The 19,495-nt window shown below is 70.3% G+C and carries 21 protein-coding genes; 16 read left to right on the top strand and 5 right to left on the bottom strand.

The window, feature by feature from the left end; all coding sequences use genetic code 11:
• Positions 1-529: 529 nt before the first annotated feature.
• Positions 530-1,870, bottom strand: coding sequence for a tetratricopeptide repeat protein (locus OG247_RS23475; RefSeq protein ID WP_327254104.1), 1,341 nt, complete (start codon positions 1,868-1,870; stop codon positions 530-532).
• Positions 1,871-2,006: 136 nt separating this feature from the next.
• On the opposite strand from OG247_RS23475, the gene OG247_RS23480 reads away from it, so the two are divergent.
• From OG247_RS23480 to OG247_RS23495, 4 genes are all read left to right on the top strand, one after another.
• Positions 2,007-2,177, top strand: a complete 171-nt coding sequence (locus tag OG247_RS23480; protein ID WP_327254105.1) for a hypothetical protein — start codon at positions 2,007-2,009, stop codon at positions 2,175-2,177.
• Between the two features lie 217 nt (positions 2,178-2,394).
• Positions 2,395-2,679, top strand: a complete 285-nt coding sequence (locus OG247_RS23485) for a DUF7848 domain-containing protein (protein WP_327254106.1) — start codon at positions 2,395-2,397, stop codon at positions 2,677-2,679.
• 122 nt (positions 2,680-2,801) lie between these two features.
• A complete protein-coding gene (locus OG247_RS23490; RefSeq protein WP_327254107.1) occupies positions 2,802-3,092 on the top strand; it encodes a hypothetical protein in 291 nt (96 codons plus the stop codon).
• A gap of 187 nt (positions 3,093-3,279) precedes the next feature.
• Positions 3,280-3,861, top strand: a complete 582-nt coding sequence (locus tag OG247_RS23495) for a hypothetical protein (RefSeq protein ID WP_327254108.1) — start codon at positions 3,280-3,282, stop codon at positions 3,859-3,861.
• Positions 3,862-3,864: 3 nt separating this feature from the next.
• Here OG247_RS23495 and OG247_RS23500 read toward each other — a convergent pair whose 3' ends face one another.
• Entirely contained in the window at positions 3,865-4,269 is a 405-nt protein-coding gene (locus OG247_RS23500) for a hypothetical protein (RefSeq protein ID WP_327254109.1), read from the bottom strand.
• A 218-nt stretch (positions 4,270-4,487) separates the two neighbouring features.
• Between OG247_RS23500 and OG247_RS23505 the strand changes: the two genes are divergently transcribed.
• Positions 4,488-4,697 (top strand): DUF397 domain-containing protein, encoded by a 210-nt coding sequence (locus OG247_RS23505; protein ID WP_327254110.1) that lies wholly within the window; start codon positions 4,488-4,490, stop codon positions 4,695-4,697.
• Positions 4,698-4,931: 234 nt separating this feature from the next.
• Here the strand turns inward: OG247_RS23505 and OG247_RS23510 are convergent, their stop codons facing one another.
• Together OG247_RS23510 and OG247_RS23515 are read right to left on the bottom strand one after the other, a co-directional pair.
• Positions 4,932-5,195 (bottom strand): winged helix-turn-helix domain-containing protein, encoded by a 264-nt coding sequence (locus tag OG247_RS23510; RefSeq protein ID WP_327254111.1) that lies wholly within the window; start codon positions 5,193-5,195, stop codon positions 4,932-4,934.
• 802 nt (positions 5,196-5,997) lie between these two features.
• Positions 5,998-7,188, bottom strand: a complete 1,191-nt coding sequence (locus tag OG247_RS23515) for a pyridoxal phosphate-dependent aminotransferase (RefSeq protein WP_327254112.1) — start codon at positions 7,186-7,188, stop codon at positions 5,998-6,000.
• A 138-nt stretch (positions 7,189-7,326) separates the two neighbouring features.
• Between OG247_RS23515 and OG247_RS23520 the strand changes: the two genes are divergently transcribed.
• The 11 genes from OG247_RS23520 to OG247_RS23570 all read left to right on the top strand — a co-directional run bounded on the left by OG247_RS23520 (position 7,327) and on the right by OG247_RS23570 (position 18,116).
• Positions 7,327-7,578: a hypothetical protein gene (locus OG247_RS23520; protein ID WP_327254113.1), complete on the top strand. Its 252-nt coding sequence runs from the start codon at positions 7,327-7,329 to the stop codon at positions 7,576-7,578.
• A gap of 377 nt (positions 7,579-7,955) precedes the next feature.
• A complete protein-coding gene (locus OG247_RS23525; protein ID WP_327254114.1) occupies positions 7,956-8,537 on the top strand; it encodes a DUF2617 family protein in 582 nt (193 codons plus the stop codon).
• Positions 8,538-8,812: 275 nt separating this feature from the next.
• A complete protein-coding gene (locus OG247_RS23530; protein ID WP_327254115.1) occupies positions 8,813-10,486 on the top strand; it encodes a polyamine aminopropyltransferase in 1,674 nt (557 codons plus the stop codon).
• Between the two features lie 87 nt (positions 10,487-10,573).
• Positions 10,574-11,491 carry a CoxG family protein gene (locus tag OG247_RS23535; protein ID WP_327254116.1) on the top strand — a complete coding sequence of 306 codons (918 nt, stop codon included), beginning with the start codon at positions 10,574-10,576 and terminating at the stop codon, positions 11,489-11,491.
• Positions 11,492-11,557: 66 nt separating this feature from the next.
• Positions 11,558-12,346 carry an aldose epimerase family protein gene (locus OG247_RS23540; protein ID WP_327254117.1) on the top strand — a complete coding sequence of 263 codons (789 nt, stop codon included), beginning with the start codon at positions 11,558-11,560 and terminating at the stop codon, positions 12,344-12,346.
• A gap of 21 nt (positions 12,347-12,367) precedes the next feature.
• Entirely contained in the window at positions 12,368-12,907 is a 540-nt protein-coding gene (pyrE, locus tag OG247_RS23545; protein ID WP_327254118.1) for an orotate phosphoribosyltransferase, read from the top strand.
• A gap of 254 nt (positions 12,908-13,161) precedes the next feature.
• Positions 13,162-14,184 (top strand): class II fructose-bisphosphate aldolase, encoded by a 1,023-nt coding sequence (gene fbaA / locus OG247_RS23550; protein WP_243330679.1) that lies wholly within the window; start codon positions 13,162-13,164, stop codon positions 14,182-14,184.
• A gap of 105 nt (positions 14,185-14,289) precedes the next feature.
• Positions 14,290-14,703: a DUF3151 domain-containing protein gene (locus OG247_RS23555; RefSeq protein WP_327254119.1), complete on the top strand. Its 414-nt coding sequence runs from the start codon at positions 14,290-14,292 to the stop codon at positions 14,701-14,703.
• A gap of 266 nt (positions 14,704-14,969) precedes the next feature.
• Positions 14,970-15,818 carry a tryptophan 2,3-dioxygenase family protein gene (locus tag OG247_RS23560; RefSeq protein ID WP_327254120.1) on the top strand — a complete coding sequence of 283 codons (849 nt, stop codon included), beginning with the start codon at positions 14,970-14,972 and terminating at the stop codon, positions 15,816-15,818.
• Positions 15,811-17,034 carry a kynureninase gene (kynU, locus tag OG247_RS23565; RefSeq protein ID WP_327254121.1) on the top strand — a complete coding sequence of 408 codons (1,224 nt, stop codon included), beginning with the start codon at positions 15,811-15,813 and terminating at the stop codon, positions 17,032-17,034. Before OG247_RS23560 ends, kynU begins: the two co-directional genes overlap by 8 nt.
• Before the next feature lie 170 nt (positions 17,035-17,204).
• Positions 17,205-18,116, top strand: a complete 912-nt coding sequence (locus OG247_RS23570; RefSeq protein ID WP_327254122.1) for an alpha/beta hydrolase — start codon at positions 17,205-17,207, stop codon at positions 18,114-18,116.
• A gap of 65 nt (positions 18,117-18,181) precedes the next feature.
• Here the strand turns inward: OG247_RS23570 and OG247_RS23575 are convergent, their stop codons facing one another.
• Positions 18,182-19,465, bottom strand: coding sequence for an adenylosuccinate synthase (locus OG247_RS23575; protein WP_327254123.1), 1,284 nt, complete (start codon positions 19,463-19,465; stop codon positions 18,182-18,184).
• Between the last annotated feature and the right edge of the window lie 30 nt (positions 19,466-19,495).

Below are 19,495 nucleotides of genomic sequence, written 5' to 3' on the forward strand. Positions count from 1 at the left end.
GCTCGCTGTAGGGTCGAATGGTTGTGCGAGTCGTCGCATAGCGAACCATCAGGGGGTTGGTTTTCGCATGTCCTACGTAGAAGGAGTCCCGTCCGTACAGTTCATCACCGAAGGTCCCGTGTGTGTGGGTCCTGACCGATGGAAGTGGTTGCCCATCGGTCAGGAGTTCCCGCCCATGCCGGACGACATTCGCAGCGCAAGCGAGCTGGGGCGCGCGCTCGCGGTCTACGGGTCCACGGTGGCCCGCGTCATGCACGAAGCAAGGGGGGCCCGCCGGTTTCGGCTCGTGGCCTACCGGCTGACCACGGGAGGAGTGGTAGGCATCCATGAGTGGGTTATCTCCCCGGAGACCGGCAGGCTTCGACCGGCCGAAGAGCCCTGGGTCACCTGGGCTGAAGGTGACGGTCGGGCAGTCGCTTAGTGGTAGCTGTGCAAGCGGAGGAGGCACAGCTCCTTACCCGCGGCACCCCCGCCTGACGAAGACGAAGAGCCCCGCCACCCTTGCTCTGGGTGGCGGGGCTTCTTGCGTTCAGGCGACCAGTGAAGCCGGGGCCACGGTCCGGGCGCGCTCGTACAGGTCCCGAGCTGTAGCGTTCTTGATATGCGGCCGGATGAGTCCGAACATGGCCTTGATCCGATCATCGGCCCGGCCTGACTGGACCATGGGGAAGTCATCCAGGGCCGTATGCCAGGTGGCGCACGCCGCTTCAAGGTGGCCAAGCTCAAGCTGACGCTCCGCCAGAGTTGCCCGATGGCGGACACGAGCCCGCCGGTACACGCCATAGCGCAATTGATCAGACTGCCGCATCGCTTCGATGGACCCGGCCACGTCACCCAGTTCGTACCGCACCTGACTGACGTGGTAGTTCAGCGAAGATGGGTCGTACGAGCCGAAGGCCCGGCTTCGGGACTCCGCCCGTTCCATCGAAGATTCCGCCTCCCGGATCTTCCGGAGGGCGGTCACCCGGTCACCTGTCTGGGCAGCAGCGTGGGCTTGCTGCCCTGCAAGGAAGGCGAACATCCGGGGCCCGGCTTTCGGAGAAGCGGCAGCGGCGGCATCCGCCAGTTCCATGGCCTTCGTGCCGTGTCGAAGATCCACAGCCTGAACGCTCATGCCTCGCAGAGTGGTGCAATACGTCAAGTGATCATCTGCGGCGCCGGCAAGCTCAAGCGCCTTCACGTAATACCGCTGGGCGAGACCGTGAACACCTTCGTCCACGGCCATGTAGCCGGTCAGGTAGGCAAGGTCCGAAGCGGCTGAGAGCATCGCCTTCCGAACTTCGTCCGTCGCATCGGCGCGGAGATACGGAGCCACGGTGTTGACCATGAAACTTGCGGCCATGGGACGGGCGTGGCGCCCCCCGAACTGATCATCAAGGTCCGAAATCCGTTCGGTCATGGCAATGACCATTTCAACTTCGTTCATCCCTATGCGCGACATGCGTCCGGCGTGCACCGCTTCCGCCCGGCCGATCACGTCTTGCCAACCGGGAATGGTCAGCGCCACGGAGAAGAGGCCCGCGCCGAGAACGGCCCTCCGTGACGGGTCCATGTCTTGCCTCCCCAGCTCGATCATCCCTTCCACGGTATCCGTGGAAGCTGGGGATGAATCTGCGGGAGGGGGGAAGCCGGCTTCGAGGTGCGTTACGGGCCTTTGCAGCCGGCGGCAGAACGCTTCGACAACGTAGCGACGGACGGTCTCCTTCTGCGGGAGCGTCCCGCCTAACCAGTGGTGGACCGTGGACGGGTTGCACTTGAGCGGCGTGCCATTCTCGCTGGCCAGCAAGTTGATGGCGCGTGCGAACTGGCTCAAGGTCCAGTTCGTTTCGACGTACAGGCGCTGAAGACCTTCGTTCGGGATCTTCGTCACGGGCGGTCAACTCCCTTCGCCCCGGGGTGCTTTAAACGCTTTAAAACCGTGGTCCCGCTGCAACGGTACCGCCACAGCCCGTAACGCGGTTGCGTAGTCACAAGCGAGATCACGACGCGAACGGAGCTGGGGCACCGTGAGTACGCGAGATGTGGCGCACGCCGAAGGGGCGCCAGACGTAGCCGATGACCCGACGAAGTTGATCAGCACTCACGGCTTCTGGCGATTGCTGCCGGAGGGCAACGAGCTGGCCCACGAGGCACGCCGGGAGCCGGAGCCGGACCTCACCGGGTGGTTGATCACGTGACCAGTCGGGCGCACACACACATCTCCCAGCTCATGAAGGAGCTTGGGCAGGACGAAGTCCTTCGGGTCGAGACGGCCGGAGCGGACTGCATCCCGCCGGGGTCCATGGAATTTCCGCCGTGCCAGTGCCCTCTTCACATGCCTCAAACGCACAACGAGCCCCGGACGCTCAGCGCCAAGGTTGCGGCAGCCAACGACCGTAGCCGGAAGGGAACAAGGTGAACCGGTCCATCTTCCGCTTCGAGGACTACACGACCCGACAGGACCCGAAGGTCAAACCGGAGTACAGGGCCGTGTGCGAGTCGGGGGAAGTCGAGCTGTGCGGCGCCAAGTCGGAAACGGAAGACTCCGCGGCGGACGTAGATGACTGGATGCGCGACCACATGCAGGCGACCGGTCACCGATGCTTCAGAAGGACCTTCGAGGACTTCGCGGAATTGCTGCCCACGGAGGAACTGCGAAAGGAACTGGAACCGGCGAAGGTCCAGCGGGTGACGGCGTGAACCCCGACTTCTACGTCTGCGAAGTGGTCTTATGGGCCGGCCGCAACAGGTTCCCTCTCCGGGAAGGCTGGGCTGCAACCCCCCGTCTGGCCGTGCAGTGGCTTCGCAGCGAAGCACTTCACGTGGCCGGGCTCGTTGACCCGGGCCCGGACACCAAGTGGCTTGGAGCCTCCCCGAGCAATGCCGTGCTCGTCCAGCCCGACCCCAACAGCCCGGACGTGGCCCAGACGCTCAGGGACTGGGCCGACAACGCGTCATTGCATGACGCCGTGATAGCCACGTTGGCGGGGCGGGACCCTTTTCACCTCTACACCAACGACGGATACACCGGTTTCACCCTCTCCGGCCTCCCGGTGCCCATCGCCTTCGCCGCCGACTGGGACCCCTTCGCGGACGTGTCCACGGCAGCGTGACCACAGACTCCGCCCCTGCCAGACCTAACCCCGAAATGTGCTCCCTCACAGCAACGGAAACCGTCCGGCAGGGGCGGGCAAGCCCCCACTCCTCACGGGGTGGGTTCGTCCCGGCGTCACCCCGTGTGCTGACGACAGGCGCCGGGACGACCAGACAGTGCACGCAACCGACTAGGAGAGTGCAACAGTGAGCAACGTGACCCCGGCCCTTCCCGCCGCTGAGGACGTGGCGGCGCGGGCCCGACAGATCATGGCTGCCATCGAGGCTGACCCGGAGTTCGACGCCTTCACGGCTGCCGCCCTCAAGTACGACGAGGCGTGGACCTGCTTCACGGGCTTCCCCGTCATCGAGCAGTGGAACTTGGACACCGACAAGCGTCCGCTCCTCACCGAAGGGCTCCGCGCCCTGGCCCTCAAGGCTGCCGTCTACGAGCTGGGCGGCAACGACGAGGACATGACGGAGATCCCGGTCTCCGTCCCGGTGGACGAGATGATGCACGCGATGATCGCCCAGCCCCAGTTGCTGGACCGCATCGCCAAGCGCGTCGGGATCTCCGTCATCCACCAGACGGACAAGGAGCACCACGAGTACGCCGCCGGCGACTACACGCACGCCGCGTACATGGCCGCGTGGGGGGAGCCGAACCTCCGCTACTGGCTCGACCACAACGAGGTGAACCGCCGGCTGGCCATCCTGGAGGCCAAGTACGAGGAGGCGGGCTTCCGCCGGTCCGGCAAGGAGCACTCGTTCGACTTCGCCGCTGCCTAGTGGCTAGCTGAGCGCACGGCGCAGCGTCGCAAGCACGTCCACGCCGGGGAACACACGGGGGATCTCAGCGGTGGCTTGCTCAATGAGATCGTCAAGCAAGACCGGCGCTGCGCCGTACAGCAGATCACGAAGGTAGGGCACAAGCTCCGCTTCCGTGTTCGGCAGCTTCAGAGCCATGGCAAGCGGAGCGTTCTCGCTCTTGTACCGCCCGACCGGGAGACCAACCCTCTCCGGGTGGACGCATACCGGTGTGCCGTCCGCGGCGTACCGGTGGCCATCCTCCGGGTTGAACGGGCACTCCTTCGAAGGGCGTTCGTACACGTCGAAGCCCCCGACCGGAAACCGTCGCGACGGGCAGACGCCACAGGCCATGTGGTGCACGTCGTCATTGACGAAAGCCTCAGCCATGGGCAGAGCCTAGCCCCTGGCAGGTCACCCAAAGCCCCCCTTCCGACCGCCCCCACCTTTGGACAGGTCGAGCGGCCGGAAGGGGTTGCAGGACCCTCTTAGGAAGCCACTGGGCGCGTGCCTTTGAGGAAGCGGGGCCCCGTCCGTCTGCGTCCCTCCTGTGGACGGGCGGGCCCTGAAGCCAAGCGACTTTCCCACTCGTCTGAAGGACGGAAGACATGACTGGAACCCCTGAGTTCGAGTTCCGTACGTCCAGCGCCTGTCAGTACAACAACAACGACCCCCGCTGTGTCGAGGTCGCGACCAACGTCCCGGGCAAGGTGGCGGTCCGCAACTCCACCGGCGGCCCGTCCGTCCAGTTCACCCCGGCGGAGTGGTCCGACTTCCTCAAGGGTGCCAAGCTGGGGGAGTTCGACCTCTCGGCGTAGGAGCCCGCGTGCAGGACTGCCCACAGTGTGGAAGCACTGCCCAGCGCGACCCGGAGAACCGGCAAGTGCTGTGGTGTCTGTCGTGCTGGACCGTGTGGTCAGTGCCGCAGGAAATCCGGTGTGATGGCACCCTTCCCCGGCTCATGTCCGGGTTGCGGGTACTGGCCGATCATCGGCATTTGAACCGCTGAGCCCGGCCCCGTTCGCCTGTGAATCACCAGCCGGCGAACGGGGCTACTGGGCTTCGTCGCCTGACCGTGCGGAGTGATCGGTCACGTAAGTCCCGCGCTGGGGCACGGTGAACACCCAGCCTTCGTCACGGAGGAACTTCACCGCGTTCCGGGCGGTCTCACGAGCCACGCCGAAGCGCTGGGTCAGGTTGGACTCACTGGGGATCTTGCGGTTCACCGGAATGGCGCCGCTCTTGATCTCCGCGATGATCAGCGCCGCAATCTGCCGGTAGACCGGCGTGGGCGACTCGTGGTCAATCTCCGACATGGAGCAAGAGTAGACAACTGGCCATGTTGGGGCATCTGAGCGTACGACCCTGTACGTCAATAGACGAAGGTAGACAAGTCTAGGTAAGGTGCAGGCACGACAGACCCCGGCGACGGCGCCAACCGTCCCGGGGCGTGGCCGACAGTTCTAAGGGAGCTGACGACAATGCGTGACATTACCTTCTGGGGCCTCTGCCTGCCCTGGGCACTGTTCGCTCTTGCCTTGCTTCACCCCGTCGAATCTCGGCGCCCGGCAGGCAGGCACGCCGCACCGCTCGTCTGGGGCCCGCCCGCTCCGGAGCCGGTCCGGGTCTCCTTGGCGGGACTTCGGGGGGCCTTTGAGCGCTTCCCCGGTACCGACCCTGACCTTCCGGAGATCCCTCCGTTCCGTCCCCGCTTCGTGGAACTGGCGGAACGGTTTAAGGCGGATCAATGGGAGGAAACCCAGCGGCGCGAGCGGGCCCTTGCTGCGGCTGCCGTGACCTTCGGCCGCGAGTACCACTACACCTACCCCGGCGCCCCCGCGGCCCCGACCGAAACAGGGATTCGAGCATGACCCGCAAAGGTCTCACCCTCCGGCCCAGCTTCGGGCATGTTGCGCTGTGCGTGGTCTGCAAGAAGGTCACGAAGACCCCCGTGCCCGTTCGGGACATCCCCAGCACGAGCGGCCCCGGAACGACCCTGTACGCCTGCCCCGAGCATGTAGCGGATGTATGCCCCGGGTCAGTCCTGGGGGAGCTGGACGGGCACCCGTAGCACCCTGGGCCCCGTCCGCCGCTCAGGCTCCACGGGTCGGGCGGGGCTCATTTCCGCAGCTTAGACAACCTTTCGATTGCTTCTTCTATCACCACCGTCCGCTTGCAGAAGGCCCAGCGGACGTGGCTGGCCCCGGCGGCTTTGTCGTCGTAGAAGACCTGGTTCGGGATGGCCACCACGCCGCAGCGTTCCGGCAGGGCCCGGCAGAAGGCGAGGCCGTCGCGCTCGCCGAGCGGGGTGATGTCGGTGGTGACGAAGTAGGTGCCCTCCGGGCGGAAGACCTCGAAGCCGGCCGCAGCGAGGCCGTCGGAGAGGAGGTCGCGCTTGGCGGCCAGGTCCGCGCGGAAGGAGTCGTAGTACGCGTCGGGGAGGGCGAGGGCCTCGGCGATCGCGTACTGGAACGGGCCCGAGGACACGTACGTCAGGAACTGCTTCGCCGAGCGGACCGCCGTGACCAGCTCGGGCGTCCCCGTCACCCAGCCGACCTTCCAGCCCGTGAAGGAGAAGGTCTTGCCGGCGGAGGAGATGGTGACCGTGCGCTCGCGCATGCCCGGCAGGCTCGCCAGCGGGGTGTGGGTGCCCTCGAAGACCAGGTGCTCGTACACCTCGTCCGTGATGACCAGCAGGTCGCGGGAGACGGCCAGCTCCGCGACCGCGGCCAGCTCGGCGGGGGTCAGGACGGTGCCCGTCGGATTGTGCGGGGTGTTCAGGAGCAGGAGGCGGGTGCGGGGGGTGACCGCAGCCCTCAGCGCGTCCACGTCGAGGCGGAAATCGGGGGCGCGCAGGGTCAGCGGCACCCGGACGGCCCCGGCCATCGCGATGCAGGCGGCGTAGGAGTCGTAGAAGGGTTCCAGGGCGATGACCTCGTCGCCCGGCTCCAGCAGGGCCAGGAGCGAGGCCGCGATGGCCTCGGTGGCTCCGGCGGTGACGAGGACCTCGGTGTCGGGGTCGTGGGCCAGGCCGTAGAAGCGCTGCTGGTGGGCGGCGATCGCCGTACGCAGCTCCGGGACGCCGGGGCCCGGCGGGTACTGGTTGCCCCGGCCGTCACGGATCGCGCGCGCCGCGGCCTCGGCGATCTCGGCGGGGCCGTCGGTGTCGGGAAAACCCTGGCCGAGGTTGATCGCCCCGGTGGCGGTGGCCAGGGCGGACATCTCCGCGAAGATCGTCGTGCCGAAGGCCGCCAGCTTGCGGTTGAGGAAGGGGCGGGCGGGGCCGTTGCTGCGTTCGGGATCGCTCATGGGCGCAATCCTGCGGGGAAGCTCTGGACTTGCTCAAGTGTGCTTTGGGCCGCGTGGGCCGCGGGCATCCCCCCAGCACGCGGGACGACAGGGGATCCCGCACCCCGGGGAACCGGGGGAGCAGAGAGGGGTCGGGGGATGATCCTCGGAATCGTGATCTTCGTGGTGGTGGTCGGCGGGATCGTCGGGATCGGCGCGCTGGCGGTCAAGGGCAGCCGTGGGGGCGGCGGCGGTGGCGGCAGCCGTGGCGGCAGCGGTGACAGCAGCGGCGGCGGGGGCTGGTGGGCCGGAGGTGGCTCGGGAGGTTCCTCCTCGTGCGGCTCCTCCTCCTCCAGCTGTGGTTCCTCCTCCTCGTCCTGCGGCGGTGGCGGAGGATGCGGTTCCAGCTGACACGGGGCAGCATGGATTCATGGATCGATGGCTTCCGCCTCCGGACCGCCTTCGTACCGCTTCCCGCATAGGTGAGGCGCCCGCCGGGCACAACTTCCGTCGGGCGTCTTCTTGTTCGGACGTCACGGCCGCGCATTACGGCGTACGGGCGGCATGTCGTTGAACACGTGAACTGTGTAGCCCCCGAGGGGATGTAAACCCCTGCAACTTGGGTAAAAACGCTGTGAGTGCCGTGCCTTTCATGATTCCCTCGGTTGAGTAGACCAGTCCTCGGACCTCCCTGGACTTCCTGTGGACCCGTGCCGGTGTCCCCCCACCCGTTGACTACCGCTGGCGGGCCCCGGCCCATCTCCCTCGCGCGTTTGCGGAGCCGACTCATGCTCACGACCCTCCAGACCACCTATACCGACACGCGTGCCGCCGATCTCGCCTGGGCCCTGGGTCGGGAGCGGCTGCCCGCCCTGGCCGTACTGAACCTCGAACTGGGTGGCGCGAAAGTGGAGTTGCGCCTGCTCGGGGCCTCCCACCAGGTACTCCTGGAGGAGGGCGACGTGCTCTGCTCCGAGACCGTCGCCTGTATGCCCGGCAGCAGTACCCCGCTTCCGCTCGGCGTGGCCAAGCGCGTCGGCGACTGGGAGTACGAGTTCGCCGCGCGGGTCGAGAACCTCTCGCGCGGTTCCTTCGCCGGGCGGGCTCAGGAGCTGCTCGCGCTGGTCGCGGACCACCCGAACGGGCTCGCCGGGACCTTCCCCGGCAGCCCGCACGCCTTCACCGCCATGCTCGCGCAGCGCTACGAGGGCCAGGTGCGCTGGCGGACCTGGCACGCGTACCCGCAGGAAGGGCAGTTGGTGGCCACCCGGACCCGGGTCGGCGTACGGACGGCCGGTCCGACGGGTGCGGGGGCGGGCACGGCGGCCGCCGTCGCGGAGGCGGCCGTGGAGTCGCCGGTGCTGATCTAGGCCGTTGGCGCTGGTCCTGCTGGTCCTTCGTCCGGCTGGTCCGGCAGGTCCGGCTGGCCCGGCTGGTCCAACTGGTGGGGCTGATCCGGCTGGTCCGGGGATGCCCGGCCCCGCCCCGCGCCCGGAGCGCGGGGCCGCCGGCGCCGATTCGGGGTGCCCGGGTGGTGCGGAGTAGCGGAGTTGCCGGACGGTTACGCCAACTGCCCGAACCAGTGCGCCACTTACACCCATGTGGGTGACCGGATGCGAGCAGGCGGTGACGTACGGTTCGCTTCATGATCGACCGTTCCACCCCGCGCGGGGTGCTTCGCACCCGGTGGCGCCGCCCCCCGGCTCCGGAGCCGCGCGGTGTGGGCCGCGTCCCGGCCGTCCTGCCCGTACGGCCCAGGACCGGCCGACTCCTCGTCCTGGCCACCGTGTTCGTCTGCGCCGCCTGCGGGCTCGTATACGAACTGGAGCTGCTCGCCCTCGGCTCGTACCTCATCGGCGATTCCGTCACCCAGGCCTCGGTCGTGCTGTCCGTCATGGTCTTCGCCATGGGCGTCGGGTCCCTGCTCGCCAAGGCCCTGCGCGCGCGCCCCGCCTTCGGTTTCGCCCTCGTGGAAGCGGGCCTCGCCCTGCTCGGTGGGCTCTCCGCCATAGCGCTTTACGCCAGCTTCGCCTGGCTGGGGGAGTCCCGGCCCGCGCTCGTCGCCTTCTCCTTCGCCATCGGCGTGCTCATCGGCGCCGAGATCCCGCTCCTGATGGTCCTCATCCAGCGCATCCGCAGACAGGACGCGGGCGGCGCCGTCGCCGACCTGTTCGCCGCCGACTACGTCGGCGCCCTCGTCGGAGGCCTCGCCTTCCCCTTCCTGCTGCTGCCCGTCCTCGGCCAGCTCACCGGCGCCATGTTCACCGGCACCGTCAACGTCATCGCCGGCGGCGGCCTCGTCCTGTGGCTGTTCCGCAGGGACCTGAGCCGCCGCGCCCGCTGGCTGCTCATCGGTGTCAACGTCACCGTCCTCACCGTCCTGGGCTGCGCCACCGTCCTCGCCGACGACTTCGAACGCGTCGCCCGCCGCGCCGTCTACGGCGGCGAGGTCCGCGTCGCCGTCCAGACCGGGGTCCAGGAACTCGTCCTCACCGGCCCCCCGACCGGCTCCCCGCGCTCCCTCGAGCTCTTCCTCGACGGCCGCCTGCGGGTCAGCGGTTACGACGAGTACCGCTACCACGAGGCCCTCGTGCACCCCGCGATGACCGGACCGCACACCCGCGTCCTGGTCCTCGGCGGCGGAGACGGCCTCGCCGCCCGCGAGGTGCTGCGCTACCGCGACGTCGCCTCCGTCACCGTCGTCGAGCTCGACCCCGGAGTCGTGCGGCTCGCCCGGACGGACCCGATGCTCTCCGCGCTGAACGGGCGGGCGTACGAGGACCCGCGCCTCGGCGTCGTCACCGAGGACGCCTTCCGCTGGCTGCGCGCACCCGCCTCCCGGGACCGCTTCGACGTCATCGTCTCCGACCTGCCGGATCCCGGGATCACCCCCAGCACGAAGCTGTACTCGCAGGAGTTCTACGGGTTGGCCGCGCGGGCCCTGCGCCCCGGCGGGCGGCTCGCCGTCCACGCGGGGCCGCCCGGCACCAGGCCCCGTACCTACTGGACCGTCGAGGCCACCCTGCGCGCGGCCGGCCTGCGCACCGCCCCCTACAGCGCGGGCGGCCGCCTCTCGGGCTTCGCCGCCGGCCCCGATCGGGTGCTCGGCGCGGCCTCCGCCTCCGCTGCGACGCTTCCGCAGGACTGGGGCTTCGTGCTGGCGGCCCGCGAGGACGTGCCCCGGCTGCGGGTGGACCGGGAGACGCCCGCCCTGCGCTCCCTGTCCACGCGGTCCCTGGCCGACGCGGCCCGGGACACGGAGCGCACCCGGGTGGCGGGGCTCCCGCCGTCGACGCTGCCGCACCCGAGGTACTCGTAGCCGGGGTACGCATGCCGGGTACGCGTGGCCGGGTACGCGTGGCCGGGGTACTCGTGGCCGGGCGGTCGCGTCGGTAGGCTCGTCCGCATGGAGCATCAGGTGTTCGTACCGGTCCCCTCCGCCGACGTCCGCGCCGTGCTGCGCGACCCCGCCCGGCTGGCGCGATGCGTGCCGGGGCTCCAGCAGGACGCCGATACCGAGGCCGGGCCGCTGTCAGGCCGGCTGAAGGTGCGGGTCGGCGGGCACACCGTCACCTACCGCGGCACCCTCTCCGTCACCGAGCAGGACCCGGACCACTTCACCCTCGCCGGAGAAGGCACCGAGGTGCGGGGGAGCGGGACCGTGAAGCTCTCCCTCGCGCTGCGCCTGACCGGGGCGGACGGGGGCACCCGGCTGGAGTTCACCGCCGAGTCCGCCGCCGACGGCCGGGCCGCCGCCTTCGCCCCCGGCGCGGCCGCCACGGCCGCACACCGTCTGCTGGACCGCGCCGCCGGGCACCTCGCGGCCCTCGCGGTCGACGGCGCCGCCGGGCCCGACGCCGCGGGGCCGGCCGACGCGGCGGCGGCGGCAACCGACGGAGACCCGGCCCCGGAGCACTTCGACACCGACGCCGATACCGACCCCGACACCGACCTAGGCCCGGACCCGGACCCGGGGTTCACCGAGGTCACCGCGTCCGTGTTCGACACCGAGGTCCCGCCCCCGTCCCTGGACCCGTTCCTGGAGGGCACCTTCGAAGGCATGGCCGACCTCGGCGACCTCGGCGACCTCAGTGACCTCGGTGGACCGCCGCGCCCGCCGGCCGAGGCCGCGCACGCCCGCCGCACGATGATCGGCCGCAGCGCGGAGGAGGTCGACCACGCGCCCCCGCGCGGCCGCTACGCCCCGGTCCCGGCGCCCACCTCCGCCTCCGCGAACGCCAACCTCCGCTGGATCGCCCCGGCCGCCGCCGTGGCCGTGGCCTCGGCGGTCCTCCTGGGCCGCGCCCTGCGCCGCCGCCGCTGACCCGGGGAACTCGCCCGCTTCCCGGCACGGACCGGATCACCCCGTCGGGCTGACTAAGGTCATGGCATGAGTACGCAACTGCGCGCCGGCGGCGCCGAGGTGACCATCGACCAGGAGAACGGCTGCCGGATCAGCAGTCTGCGCATCGACGGGACGGAACTGCTGCGGCAGGGGGACCACTACGGGTCCTTCCCCATGGTCCCGTGGTGCGGCCGGACCAGGGACGGGCAGTTCCAGGACGGGGCGACCCTGCACCAGCTGCCGCTCAACCACCCGCCGCACGCCATCCACGGCTTCGGCCGCGACGCCGCCTGGCGCCGCGCCCGGGCCACCGCCACCGAGGCCGCCTTCACGTACCCGCTCGCCGACCCGTGGCCCTACGAGGGCCTGGTCACCCAGATCTTCGAGCTCGGCGAGAACGCGCTGACCCTGACGATGGGCATCGAGACCTACCAGGACTCCTTCCCGGCGCAGGCCGGCTGGCACCCCTGGTTCCTGCGCAACCTCGGCGGGGGCGGGTCCGACGTACGCATCGACTTCGAGGCCGCCTGGCAGGAGGAGCGCGGAGCCGACCACCTCCCCACCGGCAACCGCATCGACCCCAAGCCGGGCCCCTGGGACGACTGCTTCGGCATGCCGTACGGGGTCGACGTCACCCTCACGTGGCCCGACGCCCTGGAGCTGAAGGTCACCAGCCGCTCCGAATGGGTGGTCGTCTACGACGAGCAGCCCGAGGCCGTCTGCGTGGAACCGCAGTCGGGCCCGCCGAACGGACTGAACAGCCTCCCGCAGTTGGTCACCCCCGTGGACCCGCTGGAGATCTCCACGACGTGGACGTGGCGGCGGCTCGGGTAGTGCCCAATTAAGCTCGGGGCCATGAGTGACGTACGCGATGCGCTTCTGCAGCAGATCAAGGACAAGGCCGTCGTGCACGGCAAGGTGATCCTCTCCTCCGGCCGCGAGGCCGACTACTACATCGACCTCCGCCGGATCACCCTGGACGGCGAAGCCGCCCCGCTGGTCGGCCAGGTCATGCTCGACCTCACCGCCGACCTGGAGTTCGACTGCGTCGGCGGCCTGACGCTGGGCGCCGACCCGGTGGCCACCTCGATGCTGCACGCCTCCGCCGCGCGCGGCGCGCGCCTGGACGCCTTCGTCGTCCGCAAGGCGCAGAAGGCGCACGGCATGCAGCGCCGTATCGAGGGCACCGACGTGAAGGGCAAGCGCTGCCTGGTGGTCGAGGACACCTCGACGACCGGCGGTTCCCCGCTGACCGCCGTCGAGGCGGTCCGCGAGGCCGGCGGCGAGGTCGTCGCCGTCGCGACGATCGTCGACCGCGGCGCGGCCGGCGCCATCGCGGCTGCCGGACTGCCCTACCTCACGGGGTACCAGCTGGATGACCTCGGTTTGTCCTAACCCTCGGACAGTGGGTCGTGCTTCCGCACAACTGGTGACTTAGGTCCCCGGAAGTCCGGAAGTAGTCCCTGACCTGCGCCTTTCCGGCCGGGTGGAGTGTTTCACGTGAAACACTCCACCCGGATCGGGCCGTGCGGAGCCGTCGCGGAGGTGGAGCGGGGGCGTGAGTCTGGAAAGATGGGGACGACGGCAACGTCGCCCCCAGGTCAGGGCCCGCCATAAGCACACTCCCCGCACATCCAAGGAGCGGACAGATGCCCATCGCAACCCCCGAGGTCTACAACGAGATGCTCGACCGGGCGAAGGCAGGCAAGTTTGCCTACCCGGCGATCAACGTGACCTCGACCCAGACCCTGCACGCTGCACTGCGCGGCTTCGCGGAGGCCGAGAGCGACGGCATCATCCAGATCTCCACCGGTGGTGCGGAGTTCCTGGGTGGCCAGTACAACAAGGACATGGTCACCGGCGCCGCCGCCCTGGCCGAGTTCGCGCACATCGTGGCCGCCAAGTACGACATCACCGTCGCGCTGCACACGGACCACTGCCCCAAGGACAAGCTGGACGGCTACGTCCGCCCGCTGCTCGAGATCTCGGCCGAGCGCGTGGCCCGCGGCCTCAACCCGCTCTTCCAGTCGCACATGTGGGACGGCTCCGCCGAGACCCTGGCCGACAACCTGGCCATCGGCCAGGAGCTGCTCGCCAAGGCCGCCGCCGCGAAGATCATCCTCGAGGTCGAGATCACCCCGACCGGTGGCGAGGAAGACGGCGTCAGCCACGAGATCAACGACGAGCTCTACACCACCGTCGACGACGCGCTGCGCACCGCCGAGGCCCTGGGCCTGGGCGAGAAGGGCCGCTACCTACTGGCCGCCTCCTTCGGCAACGTGCACGGCGTCTACAAGCCGGGCAACGTCGTCCTGCGCCCCGAGCTCCTCAAGGACCTCCAGGCCGGCGTCGGCGAGAAGTACGGCAAGTCCTCCCCGTTCGACTTCGTCTTCCACGGCGGCTCGGGCTCCACGGCCGAGGAGATCGCCACCGCGCTGGAGAACGGCGTCGTGAAGATGAACCTCGACACCGACACCCAGTACGCCTTCACCCGCCCGGTCGTGGACCACATGTTCCGCAACTACGACGCGGTCCTGAAGGTCGACGGCGAGGTCGGCACCAAGTCGAAGTACGACCCCCGCACGTGGGGCAAGGCCGCCGAGGCCGGCATGGCCGCGCGCGTCACCGAGGCCTGCGCGAACCTGCGTTCCACGGGCACCAAGCTCAAGTAGCGGCGGCTCACGCAGCAGCGGCTTTCCCGGGAGGGCCCGGCTCCATCGTCCACGGACGGCGGGGCCGGGCCCTTCCCGTAGGCCCGCATCCCCCAGACTGTGCGCATGTCTCTTCACCAGAACCTTCTCGGGGGCCCCGCCCCCACCCACCTCCCCGACGAGCCGGGCATCGCGGCCATCGCCGCGGGCACCCCCGCCGTCGAGGTGGCCGCCGCGCACCCGACCTCCTCCCTCGCCTGGGCCCTCCTCGCCGACGAGGCCTTCGCGGCCGGCCGCACGGTCGAGTCGTACGCGTACGCCCGTACGGGCTACCACCGCGGCCTGGACGCGCTGCGCCGCGCCGGCTGGAAGGGCCACGGCCCGGTGCCGTGGGAGCACGAGCCGAACCGCGGCTTCCTGCGCGCCCTGAACGCCCTGGCCCGCGCGGCCGGTGCGATCGAGGAGAAGGAGGAGTACGAGCGCTGCTCGACCTTCCTGCGCGACTCCTCCGAGACGGCCGCGGACGTCCTCGCGGTCTGAGGCTCGCGGTCTGAGGCCCGCGGTCTGAGGCCCGAGGTTCCAGGCCCGAGGTCCCAGGCCCGACGCCTGCGGACCGACGCCTTCGGCGCCCGTTCCCGGGCGGGTTCCCGCATGGGGCCCGCCCGGTCGCGGAAGGTGACGTACGCCACTGACTATTGAAGCCCTGCGGCACGACGGTCTTATGATGCGGACAGGGGACCGGAGCTCCACTCACCTCACCGGAAGGAGCGGACCGCTACCCGGAAGCACGTATCGAGGAGACAGCGATGTCGCACGCCCTTGATGCCTCCGGAGACGGCGGTTCGGACACTCCGAACCTCGACTTCGCCGGCACGACCCCCTACGAGGACTACGTCCAGGCGGACGTCCTCACCCACCTCCAGCACCTGCGCTCGGACGACCCGGGCGAGATGGTCTTCCTGGTCACCACCCAGGTCATGGAGCTGTGGTTCACGGTCATCGTCCACGAGTGGGAGACGGCCGCGCAGGCGCTCCGCGAGGACGAGCTCCCCGTCGCGATGGACGCGCTGAAACGATCCCTCCGCGAGCTGGAGGCCCTCAACGCCTCCTGGCGCCCCCTCGCCCAGCTGACCCCGGGCCAGTTCAACGCGTACCGCGCCGCCCTCGGCGAGGGCTCGGGCTTCCAGTCGGCGATGTACCGCCGGATGGAGTTCCTGCTCGGCGAGAAGGCCGCCTCCATGCTGGTCCCGCACCGCGGCGCCCCGCGCGTCCACGCGGAGCTGGAGAAGGCCCTCCAGGAGCCCAGCCTCTACGACGAGGTGCTGAGCCTCCTCGCCCGCCGCGGCCTCCCGGTCCCGCAGTCGGTCCTCGACCGCGACCTCTCGCAGCGCTACGAGCCCTCGCCCGAGGTCGAAGCCGTCTGGACGGCCCTGTACGCCGCCCCGGACGCCCACCCGGACCTGCACCGCCTCGGCGAGGTCCTCACCGACGTCGCCGAGCTGGTCTGGCGCTGGCGCAACGACCACCTGGTCGCCACCCGCCGCGCGATGGGCGCGAAGACGGGCACGGGCGGCTCGGCCGGCGTGACCTGGCTGGAGAAGCGCGCCCAGAAGAACGTCTTCCCGGAGCTGTGGACGGCGCGCAGCCATGTCTGAGCAGACCGCCGGCCCGAGCCCGGCCCCCGACCTGGCGGCCCGCGCCGAAGCCCTGGACGCGGCCGACCCCCTCGGCAAGCTCCGCGACCGCTTCGCCCTTCCCGAGGGCGTGGTCTACCTCGACGGCAACAGCCTCGGCGCGCTCCCCGCGGGGGTGGCCGCCCGGCTCGCCGAGGTCGTCACGGAGCAGTGGGGCACCCGCCTGATCCGCTCCTGGACCGAGGGCGAAGCCAATTGGTGGAACGCCCCCGAGCGCATCGGTGACCGGATAGCCCCGCTGGTCGGCGCCGCCGCCGGCCAGGTGGTCGTCGGCGACTCCACGAGCGTCAACCTCTTCAAGGCCCTGGTCGGCGCCGCCCGGCTGGCCGCGCCCGGCCGGACCGAGCTGCTCGTGGACGCCGCCACCTTCCCCACCGACGGCTACATCGCCGAATCGGCGGCCCGGATGACGGGCCTGCGCGTCGTCCCGGTCGACCCGGCCGCCGCCGCGGGGGCGATGGGCCCGGACACCGCCGTGGTCCTCCTCAACCACGCCGACTACCGCACCGGCCGCCTGCACGACCTGCCCGCCCTCACCGCGGCCGCGCACGCCGCCGGGGCGCTCGTCGTCTGGGACCTGTGCCACACGGCCGGGGCGCTGCCCGTCGGCCTCGACGCGCACGCGGTGGACCTCGCGGTCGGCTGTACGTACAAGTACCTCAACGGCGGCCCCGGAGCCCCCGCGTACCTGTACGTCGCCGCCCGCCACCAGTCCGCCTTCGACTCCCCGCTGCCGGGGTGGAACGGTCACGCGGACCCGTTCGCGATGACCCCCTCCTACGAGGCCGCGCAGGGCGTGGCGCGGGCCCGCGTCGGCACTCCGGACATCCTGTCCATGCTGGCGCTGGAGGCCGCCCTGGACGCCTGGGACGGGGTCGCGGTCGAGGACGTCCGCGCGAAGTCCCTCGCGCTGACCGACTTCTTCCTCGACTGCGTGGCGGCGTACGTCCCGGCGGGCAAGGTCGAGCTGGTCACCCCCACCGGGCACGAACAGCGCGCCAGCCAGGTGTCGCTGCGCACCGAGAACGCGGACGGGGTCATGCGCGAGCTCATCTCGCGGGGGGTGATCGGGGACTTCCGCGCCCCCGATGTCCTGCGCTTCGGATTCACCCCGCTGTACGTCGGCTTCGCGGACGCGGAGCGTGCGGCGCGCGCACTGGGTCACATTTTCGGGTGAACCGGTAGCGAAACGTCACATCACCGCGCGGGCGGGGCTACGGCCCCGCCCGCGCCGGTATCCGCCCCGTCCGCCACGGAGGGGACCGTTCCGGCCTGATACGGTCCCGCTCTGCCGGAACACCGGAACACCAGTCCCCCTTGTCCCATGCGTTACCGGAGGTTGAGCCGATGACGGACCCCGCAGTCGAACGGGACGCCGCCGAGGCCGCCTCGGCCTTCTCCCATCCGCCCGTAGCCCCCGACGCGACGGCCGCCTACGGTGAACACCCCGACCAGATCATCGACTTCTACGCCCCGCGCGGGGAACGGGCGCAGCCGGGCGTCGCGCGTTCCGCGCCGCTGGTCGTCGTCCTGCACGGCGGGGCCTGGCGCGGCCCGTACGACCGTCAGCACATCACCCCCTTCGCGGACTTCCTGGCCCGCCGGGGTTTCGCCGTGGCCAACGTCGAGTATCGGCGCGGCCAGTTCCGGGCATCGCAGCCCCTGCCGCACCAGGACGCCGAGGGCCCCGTGGCAGGCCGCTGGCCCGAGACCTTCGACGACGTGGCCGCCGCCCTGGACGCCCTGCCCGGCCTGGCCGCCGGCAGCCTGCCGGAGGCGGACCCGCGCCGCACGGTGCTGACCGGCCACTCGGCCGGAGGCCACCTCGCGCTGTGGGCGGCGGCCCGCCACGTGCTCCCGTACGACGCCCCGGCCGGCTGGCGGCTGCCCTCGGCGCCGCAGCTGCGCGGCGTGGTGGCGCTGGCCCCGATCGCGGACTTCACGGTCGCGGAGGAGCTCGGGGTGTGCGGGGGCGCCTCGGCGCAACTCCTGGGCGGGGCGTCCGGCTTCGCCGCACGCCGCCCGTACGCCGACCCGGCGGCGCTGCTCCCGACGGGCATCGCCACGGCCGTGGTCCAGGGGCGGAGCGACATCGTGGTCCCGGAGGCGGTGTCCGAGGCCTACGTGGCGGCGGCCGCGCTGGCGGGGGAGATGGTGGGGCTGACCCTGCTGGACGCGGTCGGCCACTTCCCGCTCATCGATCCGGCCGCGGACGCGTGCGCGGTGGTGGCGGAGGAGATCTCGCAGCTGGCCTGGTAGGTCCTCGGGCACGCCGAAGGGGCGGCCCCTTCGGGCCGCCCCTTCGGGCTTGGTGCGGGTACCGCCTACAGGAACGAGTTGATCTCGATGGTCTCGGTGCGGCCGGGGCCGACGCCGATCGCGGAGATCGGGGCGCCCGACATCTCCTCGAGGGCCTTGACGTACGCCTGGGCGTTCTTCGGGAGGTCCGCGAAGGTCTTGGCCTTGGTGATGTCCTCGGACCAGCCGGGGAGGTTTTCGTAGATCGGCTTCGCGTGGTGGAAGTCCGACTGCGAGTACGGGAGCTCCTCGACGCGCTTGCCGTCGATCTCGTACGCGACGCAGACCGGGATCTCTTCCCAGCCGGTCAGCACGTCCAGCTTGGTGAGGAAGAAGTCCGTCAGGCCGTTGACGCGGGTCGCGTAGCGGGCGATCGGGGCGTCGAACCAGCCGCAGCGGCGGTCGCGGCCGGTGGTCACGCCGCGCTCGCCGCCGATGCGGCGCAGGGCCTCGCCGTCCGCGTCGAACAGCTCGGTCGGGAACGGGCCGGAGCCGACGCGGGTCGTGTACGCCTTCAGGATGCCGATGACGCGGCTGATCTTCGTCGGGCCGACGCCCGCACCGGTGCAGGCGCCACCGGCGGTCGGGTTCGAGGAGGTGACGAAGGGGTACGTGCCGTGGTCGACGTCGAGCAGCGTGCCCTGGCCGCCCTCGAAGAGCACGACCTTGTCCTCGTCGAGCGCGTTGTTGATGATCAGGGTGGTGTCGGCGACGTACGGCTTGATCTGCTCCGCGTACTGGAGCATCTCTTCGACGATCTGGGCCGGGTCGATCGCGCGGCGGTTGTACAGCTTCGCGAGGAGCTGGTTCTTGCCCTCCAGCGCCGCTTCGACCTTCTGGGTGAGGATCGACTCGTCGTAGAGGTCCTGCACGCGGATGCCGATGCGGTTGATCTTGTCCGCGTAGGTCGGGCCGATGCCGCGGCCGGTCGTACCGATCTTGCGCTTGCCGAGGAAGCGCTCGCCGACCTTGTCGAGGGTGACGTTGTACGGCGTGATCAGGTGCGCGTTGCCGCTGAGCAGCAGCTTTGAGGTGTCGATGCCGCGCTCGTTCAGGCCGCGCAGCTCGGAGAGCAGGACGGCCGGGTCGACGACGACACCGTTGCCGATGACCGGGGTGCATCCGGGGGAGAGGATGCCGGAAGGGAGAAGGTGCAGTGCGTACTTCTGGTCGCCTACGACGACCGTGTGGCCGGCGTTGTTGCCGCCCTGGTAACGCACTACATAGTCAACGGATCCACCGAGCAGGTCGGTGGCCTTTCCCTTGCCCTCGTCACCCCACTGAGCTCCGAGCAGCACAAGAGCGGGCACAGGCGTACACCTCTTCCGGATGGGGCATGT

The sequence above is a fragment of the Streptomyces sp. NBC_01244 genome (assembly GCF_035987325.1).
GTDB lineage: Bacteria > Actinomycetota > Actinomycetes > Streptomycetales > Streptomycetaceae > Streptomyces.